At 41.7% G+C, this 19,895-nt stretch carries 24 protein-coding genes; 20 read left to right on the top strand and 4 right to left on the bottom strand.

Annotated elements, in window-relative coordinates:
* The first annotated feature begins 12 nt into the window (after nucleotides 1-12).
* The 17 genes from ACERCF_RS01565 to ACERCF_RS01485 all read left to right on the top strand — a co-directional run bounded on the left by ACERCF_RS01565 (nucleotide 13) and on the right by ACERCF_RS01485 (nucleotide 10,695).
* Nucleotides 13-582, top strand: a complete 570-nt coding sequence (locus ACERCF_RS01565) for an HK97 family phage prohead protease (protein WP_373624382.1) — start codon at nucleotides 13-15, stop codon at nucleotides 580-582.
* Between the two features lie 2 nt (nucleotides 583-584).
* Nucleotides 585-1,796: a phage portal protein gene (locus tag ACERCF_RS01560; RefSeq protein ID WP_373624381.1), complete on the top strand. Its 1,212-nt coding sequence runs from the start codon at nucleotides 585-587 to the stop codon at nucleotides 1,794-1,796.
* Nucleotides 1,780-2,151, top strand: a complete 372-nt coding sequence (locus ACERCF_RS01555; protein WP_025235906.1) for a phage head closure protein — start codon at nucleotides 1,780-1,782, stop codon at nucleotides 2,149-2,151. The genes ACERCF_RS01560 and ACERCF_RS01555 overlap by 17 nt, the downstream gene beginning before the upstream one ends.
* Nucleotides 2,144-2,449: a head-tail connector protein gene (locus ACERCF_RS01550; RefSeq protein ID WP_025235905.1), complete on the top strand. Its 306-nt coding sequence runs from the start codon at nucleotides 2,144-2,146 to the stop codon at nucleotides 2,447-2,449. Before ACERCF_RS01555 ends, ACERCF_RS01550 begins: the two co-directional genes overlap by 8 nt.
* An 11-nt stretch (nucleotides 2,450-2,460) precedes the next feature.
* Nucleotides 2,461-2,817, top strand: coding sequence for an HNH endonuclease signature motif containing protein (locus ACERCF_RS01545; protein ID WP_373624380.1), 357 nt, complete (start codon nucleotides 2,461-2,463; stop codon nucleotides 2,815-2,817).
* Between the two features lie 245 nt (nucleotides 2,818-3,062).
* A complete protein-coding gene (locus ACERCF_RS01540; protein ID WP_373624379.1) occupies nucleotides 3,063-3,422 on the top strand; it encodes a phage terminase small subunit P27 family in 360 nt (119 codons plus the stop codon).
* On the top strand, nucleotides 3,419-5,098 hold the full coding sequence (locus ACERCF_RS01535) for a terminase large subunit (RefSeq protein WP_373624378.1): 1,680 nt from the start codon (nucleotides 3,419-3,421) through the stop codon (nucleotides 5,096-5,098). Before ACERCF_RS01540 ends, ACERCF_RS01535 begins: the two co-directional genes overlap by 4 nt.
* Before the next feature lie 32 nt (nucleotides 5,099-5,130).
* Nucleotides 5,131-5,394, top strand: coding sequence for a hypothetical protein (locus ACERCF_RS01530; RefSeq protein WP_025235901.1), 264 nt, complete (start codon nucleotides 5,131-5,133; stop codon nucleotides 5,392-5,394).
* Nucleotides 5,395-5,397: 3 nt separating this feature from the next.
* The gene (locus ACERCF_RS01525) at nucleotides 5,398-5,871 is read left to right on the top strand and encodes an HK97-gp10 family putative phage morphogenesis protein (protein ID WP_373624377.1); all 474 of its coding nucleotides are present in this window, start codon (nucleotides 5,398-5,400) and stop codon (nucleotides 5,869-5,871) included.
* A gap of 64 nt (nucleotides 5,872-5,935) precedes the next feature.
* Entirely contained in the window at nucleotides 5,936-6,151 is a 216-nt protein-coding gene (locus ACERCF_RS01520) for a hypothetical protein (protein ID WP_373624376.1), read from the top strand.
* Between the two features lie 86 nt (nucleotides 6,152-6,237).
* Nucleotides 6,238-6,927 carry a hypothetical protein gene (locus tag ACERCF_RS01515; RefSeq protein WP_373624375.1) on the top strand — a complete coding sequence of 230 codons (690 nt, stop codon included), beginning with the start codon at nucleotides 6,238-6,240 and terminating at the stop codon, nucleotides 6,925-6,927.
* 118 nt (nucleotides 6,928-7,045) lie between these two features.
* Nucleotides 7,046-7,273 carry a helix-turn-helix transcriptional regulator gene (locus ACERCF_RS01510; protein WP_025235898.1) on the top strand — a complete coding sequence of 76 codons (228 nt, stop codon included), beginning with the start codon at nucleotides 7,046-7,048 and terminating at the stop codon, nucleotides 7,271-7,273.
* A 2-nt stretch (nucleotides 7,274-7,275) separates the two neighbouring features.
* Nucleotides 7,276-7,617: a hypothetical protein gene (locus ACERCF_RS01505; protein ID WP_373624374.1), complete on the top strand. Its 342-nt coding sequence runs from the start codon at nucleotides 7,276-7,278 to the stop codon at nucleotides 7,615-7,617.
* A 100-nt stretch (nucleotides 7,618-7,717) separates the two neighbouring features.
* Nucleotides 7,718-8,314 (top strand): host cell division inhibitor Icd-like protein, encoded by a 597-nt coding sequence (locus ACERCF_RS01500; RefSeq protein WP_373624373.1) that lies wholly within the window; start codon nucleotides 7,718-7,720, stop codon nucleotides 8,312-8,314.
* Nucleotides 8,315-8,344: 30 nt separating this feature from the next.
* The gene (locus tag ACERCF_RS01495) at nucleotides 8,345-8,500 is read left to right on the top strand and encodes a hypothetical protein (RefSeq protein WP_373624372.1); all 156 of its coding nucleotides are present in this window, start codon (nucleotides 8,345-8,347) and stop codon (nucleotides 8,498-8,500) included.
* Entirely contained in the window at nucleotides 8,493-8,912 is a 420-nt protein-coding gene (locus ACERCF_RS01490) for a hypothetical protein (RefSeq protein ID WP_373624371.1), read from the top strand. The genes ACERCF_RS01495 and ACERCF_RS01490 overlap by 8 nt, the downstream gene beginning before the upstream one ends.
* On the top strand, nucleotides 8,899-10,695 hold the full coding sequence (locus ACERCF_RS01485) for a DNA primase family protein (RefSeq protein WP_373624370.1): 1,797 nt from the start codon (nucleotides 8,899-8,901) through the stop codon (nucleotides 10,693-10,695). The genes ACERCF_RS01490 and ACERCF_RS01485 overlap by 14 nt, the downstream gene beginning before the upstream one ends.
* A gap of 408 nt (nucleotides 10,696-11,103) precedes the next feature.
* On the opposite strand, the gene ACERCF_RS01480 is transcribed toward ACERCF_RS01485, so the two are convergent.
* The 4 genes from ACERCF_RS01480 to ACERCF_RS01465 form a co-directional block, all read right to left on the bottom strand.
* Complete coding sequence (locus tag ACERCF_RS01480) at nucleotides 11,104-11,709, bottom strand: DedA family protein (protein ID WP_373624369.1); 606 nt, start codon at nucleotides 11,707-11,709, stop codon at nucleotides 11,104-11,106.
* A gap of 1 nt (nucleotide 11,710) precedes the next feature.
* Entirely contained in the window at nucleotides 11,711-12,727 is a 1,017-nt protein-coding gene (purR, locus tag ACERCF_RS01475; RefSeq protein ID WP_373611409.1) for an HTH-type transcriptional repressor PurR, read from the bottom strand.
* Between the two features lie 127 nt (nucleotides 12,728-12,854).
* Nucleotides 12,855-13,583, bottom strand: coding sequence for a carboxy-S-adenosyl-L-methionine synthase CmoA (gene cmoA / locus ACERCF_RS01470; RefSeq protein ID WP_373624368.1), 729 nt, complete (start codon nucleotides 13,581-13,583; stop codon nucleotides 12,855-12,857).
* 3 nt (nucleotides 13,584-13,586) lie between these two features.
* Nucleotides 13,587-14,369 (bottom strand): alpha/beta fold hydrolase, encoded by a 783-nt coding sequence (locus ACERCF_RS01465; RefSeq protein WP_373624367.1) that lies wholly within the window; start codon nucleotides 14,367-14,369, stop codon nucleotides 13,587-13,589.
* Nucleotides 14,370-14,487: 118 nt separating this feature from the next.
* Here ACERCF_RS01465 and seqA point away from each other — a divergent pair, with 118 nt between their 5' ends.
* The 3 genes from seqA to mscK are packed head-to-tail and all read left to right on the top strand — an operon-like array spanning nucleotide 14,488 to nucleotide 19,893.
* The gene (gene seqA, locus ACERCF_RS01460; protein ID WP_373611406.1) at nucleotides 14,488-15,057 is read left to right on the top strand and encodes a replication initiation negative regulator SeqA; all 570 of its coding nucleotides are present in this window, start codon (nucleotides 14,488-14,490) and stop codon (nucleotides 15,055-15,057) included.
* A 29-nt stretch (nucleotides 15,058-15,086) separates the two neighbouring features.
* The gene (gene menE / locus ACERCF_RS01455) at nucleotides 15,087-16,517 is read left to right on the top strand and encodes an o-succinylbenzoate--CoA ligase (protein WP_373624459.1); all 1,431 of its coding nucleotides are present in this window, start codon (nucleotides 15,087-15,089) and stop codon (nucleotides 16,515-16,517) included.
* On the top strand, nucleotides 16,510-19,893 hold the full coding sequence (gene mscK / locus ACERCF_RS01450; RefSeq protein ID WP_373624366.1) for a mechanosensitive channel MscK: 3,384 nt from the start codon (nucleotides 16,510-16,512) through the stop codon (nucleotides 19,891-19,893). The genes menE and mscK overlap by 8 nt, the downstream gene beginning before the upstream one ends.
* Nucleotides 19,894-19,895: the final 2 nt, after the last annotated feature.

The following is a 19,895-nucleotide window of genomic DNA, read 5'->3' as shown; positions in this document are numbered from 1 at the left end:
TAAGGAAATACAATGACAACAGAATTAGAGATCCGCAGCAGTACGCTGACCGCAGACAGCGAAAACAAGAAGCTCACCGGCTATGTGGTGCAGTGGAATAAAGACAGTGAATTGCTGTGGGGCGAATATATCGAACGTTTCGCCCCGAATGCGTTTAGCCATTCTTTGACGGGTGGGCAAGATGTGCGCGCGCTGTTTGAACACGACCATACAAAACTGCTTGGACGCACATCAAGCGGTACACTTTCACTACAAGAAGACGCGATTGGTTTACGTTTTGAACTCACCCCACCGGATAACCAACTAGGGCGCGATCTGCTGGTAAGCGTGGAACGTGGCGACATTCGCGGAATGTCCTTTGGTTTCATTGCCAAAAAGAACGAGTGGGATTTTTCCGTAGAGCCGAATTTGCGCACCGTGACCGAAGCAGAGCTATTCGAAATTACCGTAACCAGCATTCCGGCATATCCAGACAGCAGTCTAGCCATTTTGAAACGTTCGCAAGCGGTCGCAAAAAGCGAAAAATCCGCAAACTGGCAAGACGAAAACCGCCGTAAATGGTTGGCTGTGGCGGAGGGCTAACGATGTTTGGATTTTTTAAGAAGAAGCCTGAAACCCGTTCTTTTACGGTGGATGATGTGCTGGGGATTATCGGCGCAGCCAATACCGGCGCGGGCGAATATGTTAGCCCACAAACCGCCGAAGCCCTGCCCGCGGTATTGAATGCAGTCAATGTGATTGCGCAAGCGGTGGCAAGTATGCCTTGCTATCTGTTCGAAGTGAACGCCGACGGGCGCGAACGGGTAGAAAATCATTCGGTGGAATATCTGCTGAATGAAATGCCGAACCGCAACCAAACGCCCTACCAGTTTAAAGAAGTGATGATGCGCCACGTTCTTTTAACCGGCAACGCATACGCCGTGATCGGCTGGAATGATAAAGGGCAACCGGAAAGCCTGACCCCCTACCCGCCGCACGCGGTAAACGTCCAACGCACCACCACGGGCGCATATCTGTATCAAATCACAGACTTCAACGGCAAAGTAAGCACCTATCTTCAAGATGAAGTGCTACACCTACGCCACGCCAGCCACGACGGCTTTATGGGGCGTTCGCCGATTACCGTCTGCCGTGAAGCAGTGGGATTAGGCCTTGCCCAACAGAAGCACGGCGCAAGCATTATGAAAAACGGCTTAATGGCGGGCGGTATTGTGACCACGGCGGAATGGTTCGATCAAGCCAAAGGTCAAAAGGCAATCGAAGCCTTGAAACGCTATCAAGGGGCGAAGAATGCCGGTAAAACGCCGATTTTAGAAGGCGGTATGGAATACAAACAGTTGGGAATGAGTAACCAAGATGCGGAATGGTTGGCCAGCCGAAAATTCACGATTGAAGATGTGGCGCGCATTTTCAACATTTCGCCCATTTTCCTACAAGATTATTCGCATTCCAGCTACGCCAATTTCAGCGAAGCCAGCCGTGCGTTCTTGGGGCAAACCTTGCGCCCGCATTTAGTCAATTTTGAACAGCAATTAAAAGATGCCTTGATGATTGATCTCAATAGCCAAAGCAGGAAGCGGTACGTGATTGAGTTCGACACCAGCGACTTACTGCGCACCAATCAGCAAGAGCGATTTCAAAGCTACGAAACCGCTATTAAGGCGGGCATTCTTTCCCCGAATGAAGCGCGTAAGCGTGAAGGGCTATTGCCTTATGTTGGCGGTGATGAGTATTCGCAAGCGTGGAAACAGACCGTAGAAGTCAAGCAAGGGGGCGAAAATGGCGCGAATGGTTAGAGCCGGAAAATTCGATAAGGTGATCACGCTTCAACGAATTGCGCCAGCGAAACCGGATAACCAAGGCAAGATTATTCGCAGCGGATCTACGATGAAGCAGAATTGGCAAGATGTCATCACATTAAGAGCCAGTATCGAACCGATTTCAGGGCGTGAGTATTTTAGTGGTGCTTTTCAAATCGGCGAGAACATCACCCGTATTCGGGTGCGCTATCGCCCTGATTTAGTGATTGTTCGAAAAATGCGGATTAAGTACGGCGAGCGGATATTTTCGATTTTTGATGTTATCGACTTTCACGAACGCCACGAAGAATTACAGCTTATGTGTAAAGAAGGAGAAGCGCACAATGGCTAATATTGACTTAGACGAAATTAAAGCACACTTGCGCGTAGAGCATAGCTTAGACGATGAACTGCTTGAACTCTTGGCGGAGAGTGCGGAAGAAGTGGCGCAGAACTATATCGGCAAAACGTGGGGCGATACGACCACCGATAAAACCGTAATCTTCACAAAGGGGATTAAGGTCGGTTGCCTGATGTTGATCGGGCATTTATACGCAAACCGTGAAGCCGTGGCCGACGTTCAACTGTATGAAGTGCCATTTGCGATTAGTGCGTTATGGAAGCCATACCGCGAACCGGCAATCTATTAGGAGCTGACAGAATGCCGTTTCAACCCTTGCGCCGTTGCACCTTCCCCGGTTGCCGTAACCGCGTCAAGTCTGGGCGATGTGATGAACACAAACCGAAGGACACCCGCGAAAGTGCGGCAAAGCGTGGCTACGATCACCAGTGGACAAAGTACCGCAAAGGCTACTTAGCTCAACATCCCCTGTGTGTGATGTGTTTAGCCAAAGGCGATTACACACCGGCAACCGTGATAGACCATATCAAGCCCGTAGAGAATGGGCAAGCCGACCCGCTGTTTTGGGTACAGTCTAATCATCAAGCCCTTTGCCGTTATTGCCACAGCTACAAGACACGAGAGATAGACAAACGCGGATATGGTGCGAAGAAGTGAAGGGATAAAGAAAACCCTGATACCTTAGCCAATCCAAATTTGGATTGGCTGAATAAATGAACGAAATCCAACTTTGGACTTCGTTTAATAAATAAACAAAGCTCAAATTTGAGCTTCGCGCAAAAATTAAACAATTTCAGCCAGTGGGGGGAGTTTTGGAAAGAAAAGCTCAACCGCTAAGAACCGCCCCCCCAATTAAATTTTTACGCACGACAATTTTTTAGAAAATATAGACAGAAAACAAAATGACAAAAAAGAACATCCCCGAAGCCCCGAGCTATTTAGATGAAATCGCACGCGATCAGTGGAAGCGCAAAATCGCAGTACTTGCCGAGCGTGGCGATATTACCGATGAAGACTACACCAACTTAGAGCTTTATTGCGTGAACTACTCGCTTTACTGCCGCGCGGTTCAAGACTTGGCGGAGCGTGGTTTTAGTATTACCAACAGCCAAGGCACAGAAGCACGCAATCCGGCACTGACGGCCAAAAGCGAAGCGGAGAAAATCATCATTAAGATGTCTTCCCTACTCGGTTTTGACCCTGTGAGCCGTCGTAAAACGCCAATCGATACCCAAGAACAAGACGAATTAGACACCCTATGACGAACGAAAAATCGTGGCACGCCTACGCCGTGGCGGTAGAAAGTGGCGAAATCAACGCTTGCCGCCGCATAAAACAAGCCGTCGCGCGCTACTTTGCCGACTTAGCCAACCCTGCTTACATTTTCGATGTGGAAACGGTGGAGAAATTCATCAAATTTTCCCGCCTTTGCCCGCACGTCAAGGGGCATTTGTACAAACAACCGATAGAGCTTTCAGACTGGCAGATCTTTCTTTTTGCGAACCTACTCGGCTTTAAACACGCCGAAAGTGGCTTGCGCAAATATCGTTCGGCTTACGTCCAAGTGGCGCGGAAAAATGCGAAATCGACCGTGGCGGCCGTGCTGGCGAACTGGTTTCTAATAATGGAAAACGGTCAGCAAGATATTTACACCGCCGCCGTAAGCCGTGATCAGGCGCGGATTGTGTTTGATGACGCCAAGAAAATGGCGCAGTTATCCGCCCCACTGAAAAAACGGCTCACCATTCAACAGCATAAAATGCTCTATTCGCAAAAAAACAGCCTAATGCGACCGCTTGCGGCGAAATCCAGCACCATAGAAGGCACAAACCCCAGTCTTGCGATCGTGGACGAATACCACTTACACCCCGATAACAGCGTCTATTCTGCGCTGGAACTGGGGCAAGGTGCGCGACCGGAAGGGCTACTATTCGCCATTACCACCGCCGGCAGTAACACAATTTCCGCCTGTAAACAGCACTATGATTACTGCTGCCAAATTCTCGACGGCACGGAGAAAAACGAGAGCATTTTTATTCTGATTTTCGAACTGGACGACGAAAGCGAAGTTGATAGCCCCGAAATGTGGATCAAAGCCAATCCGAATATAGGCAAATCGATACCCTATGCCGATTTTGAAAACACCATAGCAAAAGCCCGTGGTATTCCGTCCGAATGGGTGGAAATGCTCACCAAACGCTTTAATGTGTGGTGCAACGGCACAACCCCGTGGCTAGGCGAAGGCAACTGGAAAGCGTGCGAGCGCACCTACACCGAAAGCGAGCTATACGGCAAGGCGTGCTATATGGGGCTAGACCTATCCAGCACTAACGACTTGACGAGCGTCTGCTACATTTTCCCGACCAACGACAACAAAGCACGGATTATCACACGCCACTACATCCCCGAATATCAACTTGAAAACGTGGCAAACAAAAACCGTGCTATCTATCGCCAATGGGCAAGAATGGGCTGGCTACGCATTACCAAGGGCGACTGTATCGACTACGACCAAATCAGAGATGAGATATTCAAAGACAGCGAGAAATGGGAAATCAAGATGATCGGCTTCGACGTATGGAACGCCACGCACCTAAGAACACAGCTACAAGGCTACGGGCTGGATGTTGAGCCGTTTCCGCAAACCTACCAACGTTACAGCCCCGTGGCGAAATCGGCGGAAGTATTGATAAATCGGCAGATGATTGAGCATAACGGCGACCCCGTGCTTGCGTGGGCGTTGTCAAACGTGGTTATGGAAACCGACGCAAACGCCAACATCAAACCGAATAAAAAGAAATCCGCAAACAAAATCGACCCAGCGATCGCCTTTCTAATGGCTCTCGGCACTTATCAGCTAGAACACGGTGATTTAGCCTTTGATATGAGCGAACAGCAAAAAAATGAATTAAGTCAATTCAACGGAATAGATTTATAACTTTAATTTAACCCTAAAATAAGGACACCAAAATGAAAGCAAAAATTGCTAAAAATAATTTTGTTTTAATGGATCTCGCCATAGATTATTACTTACATCGTGGCACACCACCTTATACTTTTATGAGCTTGTGGAATGATAAAGAACCATATCCGCTGAATGAATTAAAAATTTGTTTAAAAAAGCGAATAATGATTGCCGTAAATAAACAGAAACAAGAATTTACACTAGGGAATGATTTACTTATTCAACGCCTAAACAAAAAACTAGAACGATTAAATAAAATCAAGGGGTAATATATGGCTGGTTTTGCCGATTTAATTTCAAAAAAATTAACCCAATTTCAAAACGACCTAGCCAGCGCGCAGAAAAAAGCAATGCGCGAAGGCTTAAAAGCAGGCGTGAAATTATATAAGAATATCGCTAAGCCACTTATTCCGGTTTTAGGGAAAAGTACGGAATACCGGCAAAAAGGCACAGTGAAAAACAACTTGCGCCACCGGATAAAAATCAAACGCAAAGATGGGCAATTAAGCGGAAAAGGCGTGATCAGAATACGCCGCGCAGGTGGAAAGAAAATGGCGGCAGTATCAGCCAACACCAAAGATAAAACAGATCCGTTTTACTGGTTTATGCTTGACCGAGGTACTAAGAAAATGAAAGGTGCGCACTTTATGGAAAAAGCCAAAAATGCCGGCGAAGCACGGGCAATCAATGAAGCGAAAAACGTCTATATTGCGACAATGCAGCAATCAATGGCGAAATGGCGGTAACTGTTCTTTTTTTATCGTTTCTGTGCTATTGTTACTTAACAAGCGATAACACAAGGGGCGAAAAATGCTACTTAAAGAACAAGGCTACAATGAATTTCTAGCGGAAAAAATCCGCCGAGGGCAGGAAGATGTCAAGGCAGGGCGTTTTTTTACCGCCGAGCAATCAAAAGCAAGAACACAAGAAGTTATCAGAAAAAAAGCCGTTAGTTTCACAACTATCGGCTTTTTACTATTACCATCACCATTTATTTACTGCTTACTTTGTCCAATAAAATTTTAAATGAAGGTTTTAACCTTCCCCTATTGCTACTCAAAGTTAGCGGTGGTAATTATAACATAACAAGATAAAATCACTAGGATTATTTAATGAATAAAGAAGACGCAAAATTAATAAAAGAAAGTTTCCTATCACAACTGGAAAAAATATGTAAGGAGAATAATCAGGAAGTAGATTTAACCCATTTATCTGCTTATACCAAGATAGCAACAGTAGCCTTGCGCAGTTACAAGAATGAAGGCGATAAAGAAAAAATATCAAGAATGCTAAGAAATATTTCAGATGAGCTAGAAACTAATGAATTATTAATTGACATTGCTATTGATGGATTAAAAAAGCACATTGAACACCATATGGAACAAACAAATAAGATTATATCATTTTTAATCAATGCATCTATACTGGATAAAGAAATGGCTATTCAAGTTGCTAATATGGTAGATAAAACAAATAAGATTACAGAAATAATGAAAGACTTTTATCTTACAATTATTGAAGCCGATAAAATGGTTATATTAGATGAAGTTAGATTAAGCCCTAAGGTAGATAGAATTAAAAAAGGTAAAATACCTAAAAAGAAAAGTGAGGCTGAATTAAATGCCCAAGCATTAGCCAAGCAAAAATGGAAAGAAGATCCAAGTGTATCACAAAACAATATGGCGCTTAGTGTTATATTCGAGCTAGATTTAAAGCAAACAACTCAAACAGTAATTCGTTGGATTAAAGACCTTGATCCGAACAAGGGTAAACCACCACGCAAAAGAAAAAGTGGATCATAAGTAGCTTTTATATATACATAAGCATCTTCAACTAATTATTCTCTTTTTTCCTATTCTCTAAAATTCCTCTCGCAACGTTGCTTAATCAATCAAAAGTTAAGTTAAGAGAGGATTTACAATGACACTTTCTCATATCCCACCCCATAAAGCCCCAACTGCGGAAGCAGTATGGGGAACAACCCAAGACACAATGACAATGATCGGCATCAAACGCACCAAGCTAAACAGCTTGATGAAAGACGATCCAACCTTCCCGAAACCTATCCGCCTATCACAAAATCATATTCGCTGGAATTTATCTGAAATCCGTGAATGGATTGCGGCGCAAGAAGCAAAAAGGGGGTAATTATGTCTGTGATAATGAAAGCAATTCAATGTTTGATCACTCACCCGCAGCACGGTTTTACTGAAAAAGACTTTATCGAAGACGGCTACCACCTGAACGCCCGCAACTACGCTTACGATATTGAAAAGCTTATCGATGAAGAGCTGATACACGTGCGCCACACATCACCTGCTGGGCGACCTTACAGCTATAAAGCAGCTAATGCGGAACAAATCCACAAATTAGCACAGCTTTATAACAGCAAACTACAAGCGGGGAGAAATCGCAAAAGTTACGCAAATTTCACGCCGTTTAGTGAAAGCCAAATTCAACACGCTATTACACAGCTTGGAAAGCAGGCATAAAAAAAGCGGCGATTTCCTTCGCCGCATTTTCCCCCGTTTCCACAGGATTTCTAGAAATTAAACTTGATGAAATGACATTTACCGAATAGGACTTCTTAAAATGCGAGTATATTGTAACATCATTTTGAACAAAATTCATCAAAAATCACAAGAAAATGAATTTATTTCACCTAAAAACCATTTGACACCTTTAACCAAAGCGATTTATATTGCCCTTGCTGTGGCAAAATCCACAGCCGAGCGTGGAAACTCGAATAATATCAAACGGCGAACACTAGCACGCCTTTTAACTCGTGCTTTTTTTGTTCGTGGCTTACGCACACCTAAAAGAAGCCAATCCAAACTTGGATCGGCACTTCTCTCAATGGTAGGGCGTAACGGGCAACGTTTAATCGTTGGCTGTTTTCCGTTTGAGACAGTTTTCCACCCCGTTACGCTCTACCGCCAAGCGTGGAAACTTGCGGTAGATGTTCAAAATCTACAAACGGAGTTTTCAGCAATGATCTACCAATTCTTAGGCATTTCCCGCCAACATTACGACAAAACCAAAGCGGAACAAATCCGCGTCCTTGCCAATAACGAAACACAGGCACGCGCCCTGATTGCCCGTGATTATGTGCTTATCCCACTCGGCCGCCTACCTGATAGCGCATTCAACGCCCACACCTTAAACGCTAAGGAGGTGCGCTATGCCTAAACCAATCCTACAAGACCAAATCGGCGCACTATGGAACACCGTTTCACTGCTCAATCTACTAAGAAGGTCAGTCCAAGCGACGCCAAAGCAGGGGAATTTCAAGACAGCTTAGAGCTGATTGCGAAATCTTTAACCGAGACCGTGAACCAAATCCAAGACTTTGTAGAAGGGGGCAAAAATGCGTAATCAACAAGAAGCCCTACTTGATTGGAGCGACTTCAACGAAACAGAACAGCAATCTGTCGCGATCACATCCAGCAACTTTGAGCAAGGTACAAACTTACCACCTTTCCCGTTTAGTGCTGTCGTATTAGACGAGCTGGGCGAGAATTTAGCCGGCATTGCCATAGTGCGCCCTAATTCTGCGAAGAAGTGTATGGATGAATTGGCGGTATTTGAGCGCGTACTACTGGCACAAATGCCCAAAGCACCACGAGACGAAGACGAGCCGACAGCAAAACAGGTTCAAGAATTTCTGCTGTACAGTACAGTGATGTGCTTTTTGGTAGAGCAATTTAAACAGTTACGCCAACAAATGGCATTTTCACTGGAACTACTGGAAAACCAAGCACAAGGGGGCAGTAATGGCAAACATTAAGAACGCACCACACTTGAAACAGCAGAAAGATGAGCCACTACACGCCCTGACGATTTTAGCCGGTTCGCAAGCGTGGGAAGCCTTTGGCGGTGGTAATGGGCAAGAATGGATTTTTCTATGCGAAACCATTAAAGCAGACCGCCACCAATCGCCGATCGTGCTGGGTGACAAGCAACTGGCGGAAATTTCACAATTACGCCTTGCGCCACAAAATCGGCAGGTGGTCGATATTTACCAATTCGGCAACCTAAGCGAACACCACAAGACGGCAATCTGCTTAAACCTTGCCAAACTGACCGACGCGCGCACGGTGGCATTTCACGACAATATCGGGCAAGTGCTGGAAAATGCCAGCGACTACATCGCCCGACTGCGCCAAGGCAGCACACTGGCGGAACAGGTGGTAGAAAGCAGTAAAACCGACGAGCAACGCAAAGCTGAATTCACTGCGCTATTTAAAGAAATGGGCGACAATGAGAAACTGGCCGAATTTTTGAAATGGTATGAAAAACCGCTGCGAATTAACGACCTAAGCAAAGCGATTTACCACTACACCGGCAAAAAATGGGAGATTGTCGAAGACAGCCAAATGGGGCGAAACTTTTTGACCTTCTTCAAGGCAAAAGGCGTTTCACGTTACAGTGCGAACAACATTAAAAATCTGCTTGAACTGCTGAAATATGAAAGCGAACCAATGAGCAAAGCCGATCCGCATTTACTCGCCTTTGCTAACGGCGTACTTCATAAACAGACTGGCGACTTTATGCCGCACGATGAACGGCATTTTTTAACGTCGTTCATCAATATCGATTACTACTCTACCCAAACCGCCACTCCCAACTTTGACAAATGGCTGAATTGGGTAAGCGACAGCAACGACGAGAAAAAACAGCGCATTCTGGCGGCGTTATATATGATATTGACCAACCGCCACGAATGGCAGCTCTTTCTTGAAATTACCGGCGCAGGTGGTACGGGTAAAAGCGTATTCAACCACCTAGCCCGAATTTTGGCGGGTGGTGATGATAACACGGCTTCGATCAGCTTAAAGGATTTAGAGAACCCGACAATGCGCTGCGGTCTGATTGATAAAACCCTGTGCTATTCGCCCGACCAAGAGAGTTATATCAGCGACGGCGGCATTCTACGATCAATCACCGGCGGGGATAGTATCAGCTTTCGCCCGCTCTACCGTGGTGCATTCCAAGACACCGTGAAAGCCGTGTTCTTGATTACCGGCAACAGCCCGATCATCTTCAAAGAGCAAAAAGGCGGCACCTCACGGCGGCGTGTTATCTTCCAATTTAACAAAGTGGTGCGTGAAGAAGAAAAAGACTTTGAGTTACCGCAAAAACTGGAACAAGAAGCCGGTGGAATTGTGCGCTTACTGCTAGACGCATTTCCCGATCCAATCGTGGCGAAGCAACTGCTTGAAGCACAAAAGCACAGTGAAGAAGCTCTCGAAGTCAAAGAAGAGAACGATCACATTCTCCAATTTGCCAAACACTTCGAAGCACGGGAAATCATCAACGGCTTAACCCTTGGAAGTAGCCGACGACCGGATGCACACCGCACGGCATTACATTCTGCCTACTTATATTACTGCGAGCGAATGGGCATTCCCAACCCACTACAACGCAACCGATTTAGACAGGCATTTGAATACGCACTAAAAGAACGAGGGAGCAAACAGCCCTTACGAACGAGAATAAAGGACGGCATCAACGTAACCAACATTTATTACATCAATATCGTCCATTCTTTAAACGAATGGAACGACTAAACCAACAGCCTAGCCCACCCGCTAGGCTTTCTTATGCGCAAAAATCATACAAGCAGCATCAAAAAGTGGGAAACCTATCACTTCACAAGTGTTTAAGCACTTACAAAAAACAAATAAAAATCAAAGGGTTACATACAAAAAGTGTGAATAGAGAAAAGTGAGATAGTTTTAAAAAAGTTTTTTTTGAGAGTTTTTTTGCGGAAAATTTGTGAAATGTTGGTAGAGGGGTTATGATACTTTCCTAAATATATCCCGCACCGAATTGATTTTTTATTTTAGGAACACAGGTAAAGAAATAAATAAAAAATATCTTTTGAAATCAACTGGTTATGATAAAAATTCTAGTCCAGCTAGTTCCAAAGCAAAAGGCTATCAACGTTGATAGCCTTTTGTCATTTTCATCTCTATTTATTCCGCTGATTTTGCTTTTTTCTTTTTATACCATTTCCAACCGAAAAATAAAATAACAATGCCTAGAATAGCAAAAATAGCGTGCTGACCATTACTAACCTGTTCTTTTAACCAGCCTAAGTTAGATGCACCATAATCGCCCAAATAGACCCAAATTGGTACAGAAATAATCGCAGCAAAGAAATCAACAAGTAAGAACTTTACGAAGCTCACTTTTCGAGTAATACCTGATACTAGATAGACTACCGCACGTAAACCCGGTAAGAATCGAGCCATAAAGAGTAATTTCCAGCCTTGTGTTTCAAAACGCTCTTGCACCATAGCAAAGCGTTCAGGCGTGGCAATTTTTCGGATAAGTGGAAACTGTAGAATTTTTTCGCCATAGATTCTACCTAGCCAGTACATTGTGCTATCGCCAATAAGTACACCAAGCATACTCACAACCAACATCCAATGCACGTTGGTATAACCTAGCCCTGAAATTACACCACCCGAAACTAAGGTGATATCTTCTGGAATAGGTAAACCAAATCCACAGGCAAGTAAAACCAAAAATACTGCCCAGTATCCATAGCTACTAAAAAATTCAATTAACGTTTCCATATTACTCCTTAATTGTTAAATTTCTTACTGATTTGCGTTTTACTAATTCTGGGAAAAACTCTAAAACTTTAGGCTCTTTCGCTTTTTCGTTATTCTCTATACGCTCTAGTAATAGCTCTAAAGCAGCAGCCCCCAAACGTGATTTTGATTGGTGTATTGTAGTGAGTGGCGGTGCATAAAAGCGTGAGCTATGTACATTATCATACCCGATCACAGAAATATCTTGCGGCACATTTAAGCCTTTCTCCGTAATAGCAGAAATTGCCCCTAATGCCATCACATCATTAAAGCAAAATACTGCTGTCGGTAGATCTCTATTTTTAAGCAGGTTATTCATACATTCATAGCCACCCTCAGGCTCAAAATCTCCCTCTTGAATCCATTCATTACGGATAGATAAGTCAACATCGGATAATGCTTTTTTCACCCCTTCAAAACGCCTGCGGGCAAGTTCTTTCTCTAAATTTCCTGTAATGACCGCAATGTTTTTATGCCCATTTTCAATGAGATGTTGAGTCGCCAAATAACCACCATCAAAGCCGTGATCTAAAATCACATCGTAACGTTCATCACTTCTGCCCCAGTCCATAATTACCATCGGGAGGTGTGTATTTGCAAAAATATCGAATGAATTAGCTGTATATTCCGAACACATTACTAAAATACCATCCACTCTTTTTTTGATGAGCATATCTAAGTGGTTTTGAATCTTTTCTGACTTATTTTGTGTATTACACAAAAACAGTGAGTAACCTTTGCTGTAGCAAAATTCCTCCACTGCCAACACAATTTCTGCAAAAAATGGCGATTCGCTAGTGGTGATAATCATACCAATCGATTTAGTCGTATTAATTTTTAAACTGCGAGCCACCGCACTAGGAGAATAATTTAATGTTTTAATTGCCTCCCAAACAGCTTTGGTAGTGTCTTCCGCCACAAAGCGGGTTTTATTGATAACGTGTGAAACCGTTGTGGTTGAGACTCCAGCCTGTTTGGCGACATCTTTTATCGTTGCCATACATTTACCTCCAAATAATTATCGGATCATTATAACTGATTATTCTCAGCTTTGTTGTAAATAAAAAAGAGCACGCTGTTTTTATTTTCCTTTAAGTTGCAAAACTTTTATAAAAAATCACCGCTTGTTAAGATTTAATTGCAATCATTGAGCCGAAATTAAAACATTGAAACCATAATTCGATTTGCTCAAAGCCCGCCTGTTTCAAGCGTGATTTGTGCGTTTCGATACTATCGGTTCGCATTACATTTTCTAACGCATTACGCTTTTGGCTGACTTCTAATTCGCTATAGCCATTTGCTCGTTTGAATGTGTGGTGAAGATCAATCAATAGCTCATTCATCGCCTCGCTTTCAAAAGTGAATTTCTCAGATAGCACCAAAATCCCCTTTGAATTTAATCCTTGATAAATTTTTTGTAACAGAGCCAGACGATCTTCTCTCGGCAGAAATTGTAACGTGAAATTAAGTACCACCATTGAGGCATTATTAATTTCAATTTGGCGAATATCATCGAGTAGAATTTCAACAGGAATATCCGAATGGTAAGCACTTAAGTGCGTTTTACAACGCTCTACCATTGGCTGTGAATTATCCACTCCAATGATTTGTACATTTTGAGCTTTTATATTTCGGCGAATAGATAAAATCCCCGCTCCTCTTGAACAGCCTAAATCATAAACCGTTGAATTATCTGTTACAAAGCGTTCCGCCAACATTCCAATGGCAGTAATAATATTAGAATAGCCCGGTACAGAGCGTTGGATCATATCTGGAAAAACTTCTGCCACCGATTCATCAAAAGTAAAATCACCCAATTTTTCAATCGGTGCGGAAAATAACGTATCTCTTTGCATTTTCTATTTCTCTAAAAATTTGTTAATAGCTCGTACAACCGCTTCTGGTTTTGCAGCGTGAACCCAATGATCCGCATTGGCAACAATAAAGGATTTGGCTTGCGGAAATTGTTTCAATATGGTTTCCGTATGTTCTGCCAGAATATAATCCGACAACGCACCTTTAATAAACAGTGTTGGTTTATCAACAAACACCTCATTCCAATCCATTAAATTTTGATAATTTTGCGCTAATGCAGTTAAATTAAAGCGGAAGGATTGCTCGCTTTGTGCATCAAAGGATTTCAACATAAATTGCTGAACCCCTTCATCGGGAATATACTCTGCCATTACCACTTTTGCCTGTTGGCGAGTTTGAGGCTTCTCTGCTTTTACTGCAAATAAGCCTGCAATAATCTGCTTATGGCGGTTTTGCGTATAGGTTACAGGGGCAATATCAATCACAATTAATTTATCCACCAATTCTGGAGCAAGATTGGCTAATGCCATTGCACTTTTTCCGCCCATAGAATGCCCTACAATAATGGCATTTTGGATATTTTGTTCAATAAACAGCTCTTTTAAATCTTGAGCAATCAACGCATAATCCATCTCGGGAGAGTGGAAAGATCCACCGTGATTTCTAAGATCCACCCTCAACACGGCATAATCTTCGGCAAATGACTTGGCGATAATGCCTAAATTATTCATATCGCCAAATAATCCGTGCAAGAGCACCATTGTTTGGGCGTTTGGGTTATTTACGGCTGGCTGGTAAAGAAAATTTAAAACTGATTTTTTTGTCATATAAATGTCGTTTTTAGCATAATTTTTCAATCAAGATCCTCTATAAAAACGCTTAGAAATGCGTATAATAGCACACATAATTAATGCTATATTATGTTCAAAAAGAATGAGGATCCCGATGAAAAAAATCGAAATTGATGATGAATTATATCAATATATTGCCAGTCGTACACAATCTATTGGTGAAACGGCATCAGATATTTTGCGTCGTTTACTCAGATTACCGCAATCGCCTCAGCCTTTTGTGTTAGTGCAAGAGCATATGATCAACGAATTAAAAGAGTTGGTTAAAACACCTTCTCGTGCGGCAACCAAGAAAGATGAATCCAATGCGGAGAAAACCGTTGCTAAGTTGGAAGACATTTTAAATTCAGAGCATTTTATGAATGAAAATAAAAATGTTGTGCGTTTTATTATGCTATTAGCCGCTCTCTACCGTTCTAATCCTACTGCGTTCGCTAAAGCTACAGAAAAAGTGCGGGGTAACGAACGTATCTATTTTTCAAAAAGCGAAGAAGAAATTTTAGCAACAGGCAGCGGTGTAAAAGCTAAACAGATTCCTGATTCACCATTTTGGGTGATTACCAATAATAACACAGCTCGTAAAGGGCTTATTTTAAAAGGCGTGATGGAATCTATGCAAGTGCCTGCTAAACTGATTGAGCGTATTCAAGCTCTTTTTGTATAAAGCCCTTAGTATACATCTATACATCTATGCTGCTTCATTCTCCCCTATTTCCCACTCAATTTTGGGCTGAAAACACAGCCCAAGATATTGCCATTATACGAGAAAATGGGGAAACCGATTATTTCCCTCATCTTCCAGCTCAATTGAATTGGGCGGAATGTCAATATTTGCTTCAACAAGTTTGTTCTGTTTTAAAAACTCAAAACGTTACTTCTGAATGCTTAGTAGCTTATTGTGGCAGTAATCGTTTTTGTGGATTACTGGCTTATTGTGCCACGTTATCACTAGGAGCAAAAATCTTAATGCTCAACCCTGCACAAACTCAAGCACAACAACAAGCTATCTTAGAAGAAACAGGCGTTGATGTGTTTATTACTGATGAAATATTTGCAAATTTTTCAGCAAAAATAACCGCTTGTAACCCATTACCAAGTCTTGATTTTGAGCAAGCAGCAACACTAACCCTAACTTCTGGCTCAACAGGTATGCCTAAAGCGGCTGTACATTCAATTTCTGCTCATTTATATAGTGCCGAAGGTGTATGTGAATTGATGGAATTTGAAAAAACGCACGCTTGGCTATTGAGTTTGCCCTTATTCCACGTTTCAGGGCAAGGCATTGTGTGGCGTTGGTTGCTCAAAGGGGCAACGCTTTATGTAAATGAAAGCAAAGATGCCTTCTTTACGTTGCTCAAACAAGTCAGCCACGCATCACTTGTGCCAACACAATTACAACGTTATTTAACTCAGTTAAATTACCCAATGAAGCAAAAATGCTTATTAGGTGGCACAGCTATCCCTGCAGAACTTGTGGCTCAAGCCCAACAGCAAGGTATTACCACCTTTTGTGGTTATGGTATGACAGAAATGGCTTCTACCGTTTGTGCAGTAGAAAATGAATTGGATAATGTGGGTTATCCTTTAAATCATCGAGAAGTCAAACTTGAAAATGGCGAAGTTTGGGTAAAAGGCAAACCACTTGCTTTAGGTTATTGGCAAAAAGGCAATTTGCAAAATAATCAGCAAATTCGACCGCTTGTAAACGAACAGGGCTGGTTTGCCACCAAAGACAGGGGCGAATGGAACAGTAAAAAACAGCTTGTAATAAAAGGGCGATTGGATAATATGTTTATTTCGGGCGGCGAAAACATTCAGCCGGAGGAGATCGAACAGATCATTTTTCGTTCCAACCTTGTGGAACAAGTGTTCGTCCTGCCCAATGATGATAGCGAATTTGGGCAGCGACCAATAGCCGTTATACAACTCAAACAACCTAATTTAGAACAAGAAGTTAATAAATTAAAAATTTGGTTGTCTGACAAGTTAGAAAAATTTAAACAGCCTATTGCCTATTACTTATTAGATATTGAACAATATCAAGCGCAAGGGGCAATCAAAATTTCACGCAAGCAATTACAACAAGATATACAGAATAAAAAAATAAAGGAAATCTATGTTTAAACCAATACTAAAAACCATTTTTCTCAGCTTAGGACTTATATTTGCTGCAAATAGCTCTGTCTTAGCTGAAGTTCCACTTCAAAAAGCCGTTCAGAGCCAGCTTGATAGTGCTAAAAAATTAGATCAAGCGGATGCAAACAATAAAGCCTTAGTGCAAACACTTGAGGATACTCTGTCGTTTCTCTCTCAAATTGAGAAACAAAAGGTAGATAATGAAGCTTTGAATAAATCTATTCAAGAGGCTCAAAAAGCCTTAGCTACCAGCCAAAGTAATCTTGAAAAATTAAAAGAGATTGTTGTCCCAAGCGTGGAAGATTTGGCAAAAAAAACAACCACCGATTTACAAAAAGAACTTACCGCAGCACAAGCTAAGCTAGAAACGGTACAACACGATTTAAGCCTAATCAATAATAATTTGGTTGCTCAAAATACTGCACCGGATAAAGCTCAAGCTGCATTAACTGAAATGGTAAAACGTAAGCAGGAAATTAATACCCAGCTTTCTGCTGCCAATATTCAAAGCGAACTTCGTTCTAAGCTAGAAACAGAACTGGAACTGATTGAGTTAAAAAATACTTATAACCAAACATTACTAAATGGCAGTGATAGCTTAGCTGCGGTGTATTCTTCCCAACTAGAGGAAAAAAGACAAGAACAGCAAAATCTACAGGCTGAAATTGCTAACTTACAAACGGCAATCAACAATCAGATCGTAGAGGAATCAAAAAATAAATTAGAGCAAGCACAAGCAGTTCAAAATCAGCAAAATAATGCAACGACTAATCCTGTTATTTTAGGTGAATTGGATTTAAACACTAAAATAACACAGGAATTGCTTGAGCAAACCAAAGATATGACACAGTTATCGCAAGATAATTTACGTATTAAAAGCGTGCTTGATAATCTTCAACAAACTCAACGTAATATTGAAGAGCAAATTAGCTCATTACAAGGTACGTTGGTGCTTTCTCGTATTATCAATAAGCAAAAACAATCATTACCGCAAGATGAGATGATTTCGGGCATTTCTAAACAAATTACCGATTTGCGTGTGCGTGTTTTTGATATGACAGAGCTAAGAGATTCTTTCTCAAATATCAATGCTTATATTACTAAATTAGAAAAAGATAGGAAAACTACCTTTACTGCTGAAGAAAAATCACAACTAACAACGATTTTGCAAGAGCGTTCAGCCACCTTGTCTGAAATGATTAAATCTTTGAATAGTCAGCTTAATTTATTGATTAATATTGAATTAAACCAACAGCAGGTTCAAACCATTAGCGATACTTTGCAACAAAAGCTTCAGCAACAAAGTTTCTGGGTAAAAAGTAATAGTCCGATGGACTTAGAATGGTTCAGTAAATTTATTGATATCGCTCACTATCAAATTCTTGATATTGGTAAAAAACTCAATTTCTCCAACTGGAGTGATAATATTGTGCCAGCAGGGATTTTAGTGACTATTTTATTATTGCTTGCCGCCTTTATTAATCGTCAAAAAGATAAGATTAAACAAAAACTCCACCATATCAATAACCGATTAAAAATTGTTGCAACAGATAGTCAATGGAATACACCACTTGCTATTTTTTGGACTGTGGTGCTGTGCTTACCAAGTACTTTTATCTTCTTAGCAAGTTTCATTGCCATTACTTATATTTCTTTAGAGAGTCCTCAAGAAGTTTGGGCTTGGGGACTAAAAATGGCAGCTTATTGGCTGTATTTTGCCTTTTTAGTGGCGATGCTACGCCCACACGGTATCGGGCATATCCACTTTAATATGCCACAAAAAAGTAATGAAATTTTCCGTAATATTTTAAGACGCTCAGTTTGGCTCATCGCGTTATTGCTCAACACTTCTATTTTTACTAATTTAGAGACAGGTGTTGCTTACGATGTACTTGGGCAAACAATGACTATTTTCGTCTTGATTTTAATGATCTGGATGATTGCTCCAGCCTTTAGACAAGCTATTTCAACTTATGAAAATGTAACGCACGAGCAGACTAAAGAATCGAAAAGTGTTCTGCTAACAATCGTGAAATTAGTCTTACTGATTGCCCCTGTGGTTCTCATTATCCTGATTGTATTGGGCTATTACTACACGGCGTTAGTGATTATTGAGCATTTAATTGCTTCTTATTTTGCTATTATTACTTGGATTATTGTCCGTAATATTCTCTATCGTGCTTTCTCTATTTCTGCTCGTCGTCTTGCTTACCGTCGTTTACAGGAGAAAAGAGAAGCGGCAGAAGCTAAAGCTCGTGCTAAAGCAGAACAAAATAATGAAAACCCTGATGGTGTTGAAATTCCTTTCGAGCTAAAAGAGGATTCTATTGCCGTTAGTGAAGTAAAAAACCAGATGCTGAAATTAACCGATTTCGTGCTTTGGATAGGTTTATTTATTCTACTCTACTGGGTATGGTCGGACTTAATTACAGTTGCTCTCTACCTAGATGGTGTAACCTTATGGCAGCAAAGTGTAACTACCGAAACTGGCATTGTGATGGAGTCTATCACATTGCTGAATTTACTGACCGCTATTCTCATTATTGTAGTAATGGTGGTATTAATTCGTAACTTGAGTGGTCTGTTAGAAGCCTTGATTTTCTCACACGTTAAACTATCTCAAGGCACACCATACACAATTACTACTCTTCTTACCTATATGATTATTGCATTGGGTGCGATCTTTGCCTTCGGCACATTAGGAATGTCTTGGAGTAAGCTCCAATGGCTACTCACCGCACTTTCCGTTGGTTTGGGTTTCGGTATGCAAGAGATCTTTGCAAACTTCGTTTCAGGTATTATCATCTTATTTGAACGCCCAATGCGTATTGGCGATACTATTACCATTGGCACATATAGTGGCACAGTCTCAAAAATTCGTATTCGTGCAACAACCCTCGTTGATTTTGATGGTAAAGAAGTTATCGTACCAAACAAAGCATTCGTAACTGAACGCTTAGTAAACTGGGCGTTAAGTAGCACAGCAACCCGTATTATTGTTCAAGTTGGCGTTGCTTACGGGTCTGATGTGGAGTTAGTTAAACGCTTGTTACTACAAGTAGCGGAAGAAAATCCGAAAGTATTGAAAGATCCTCAACCAAGAGCTTACTTCCTCACATTCGGTGCAAGTACATTGGATCACGAATTAAGAGCTTATGTGAATGATTTATCTGATCGTAATCCAACGATTGATGCACTTAATACCCATATCCATCAGCTCTTTAATGAGCATAATATTGATATTGCGTTTAACCAATTAGATGTGTATATCAAAAACAACGATACACAAGATGAAATTAAAGTAGGCTCAAAACGCTTTGATTTTGAACTACCAAATAACATAACAACAAAAGAAAAGGATTAAAG

Source organism: Mannheimia kashgarensis (assembly GCF_041807705.1).
GTDB lineage: Bacteria > Pseudomonadota > Gammaproteobacteria > Enterobacterales > Pasteurellaceae > Mannheimia.
The sequence above is the reverse complement of the archived record's forward strand: the minus strand, read 5'-3'. Positions and strand labels throughout refer to the sequence as shown.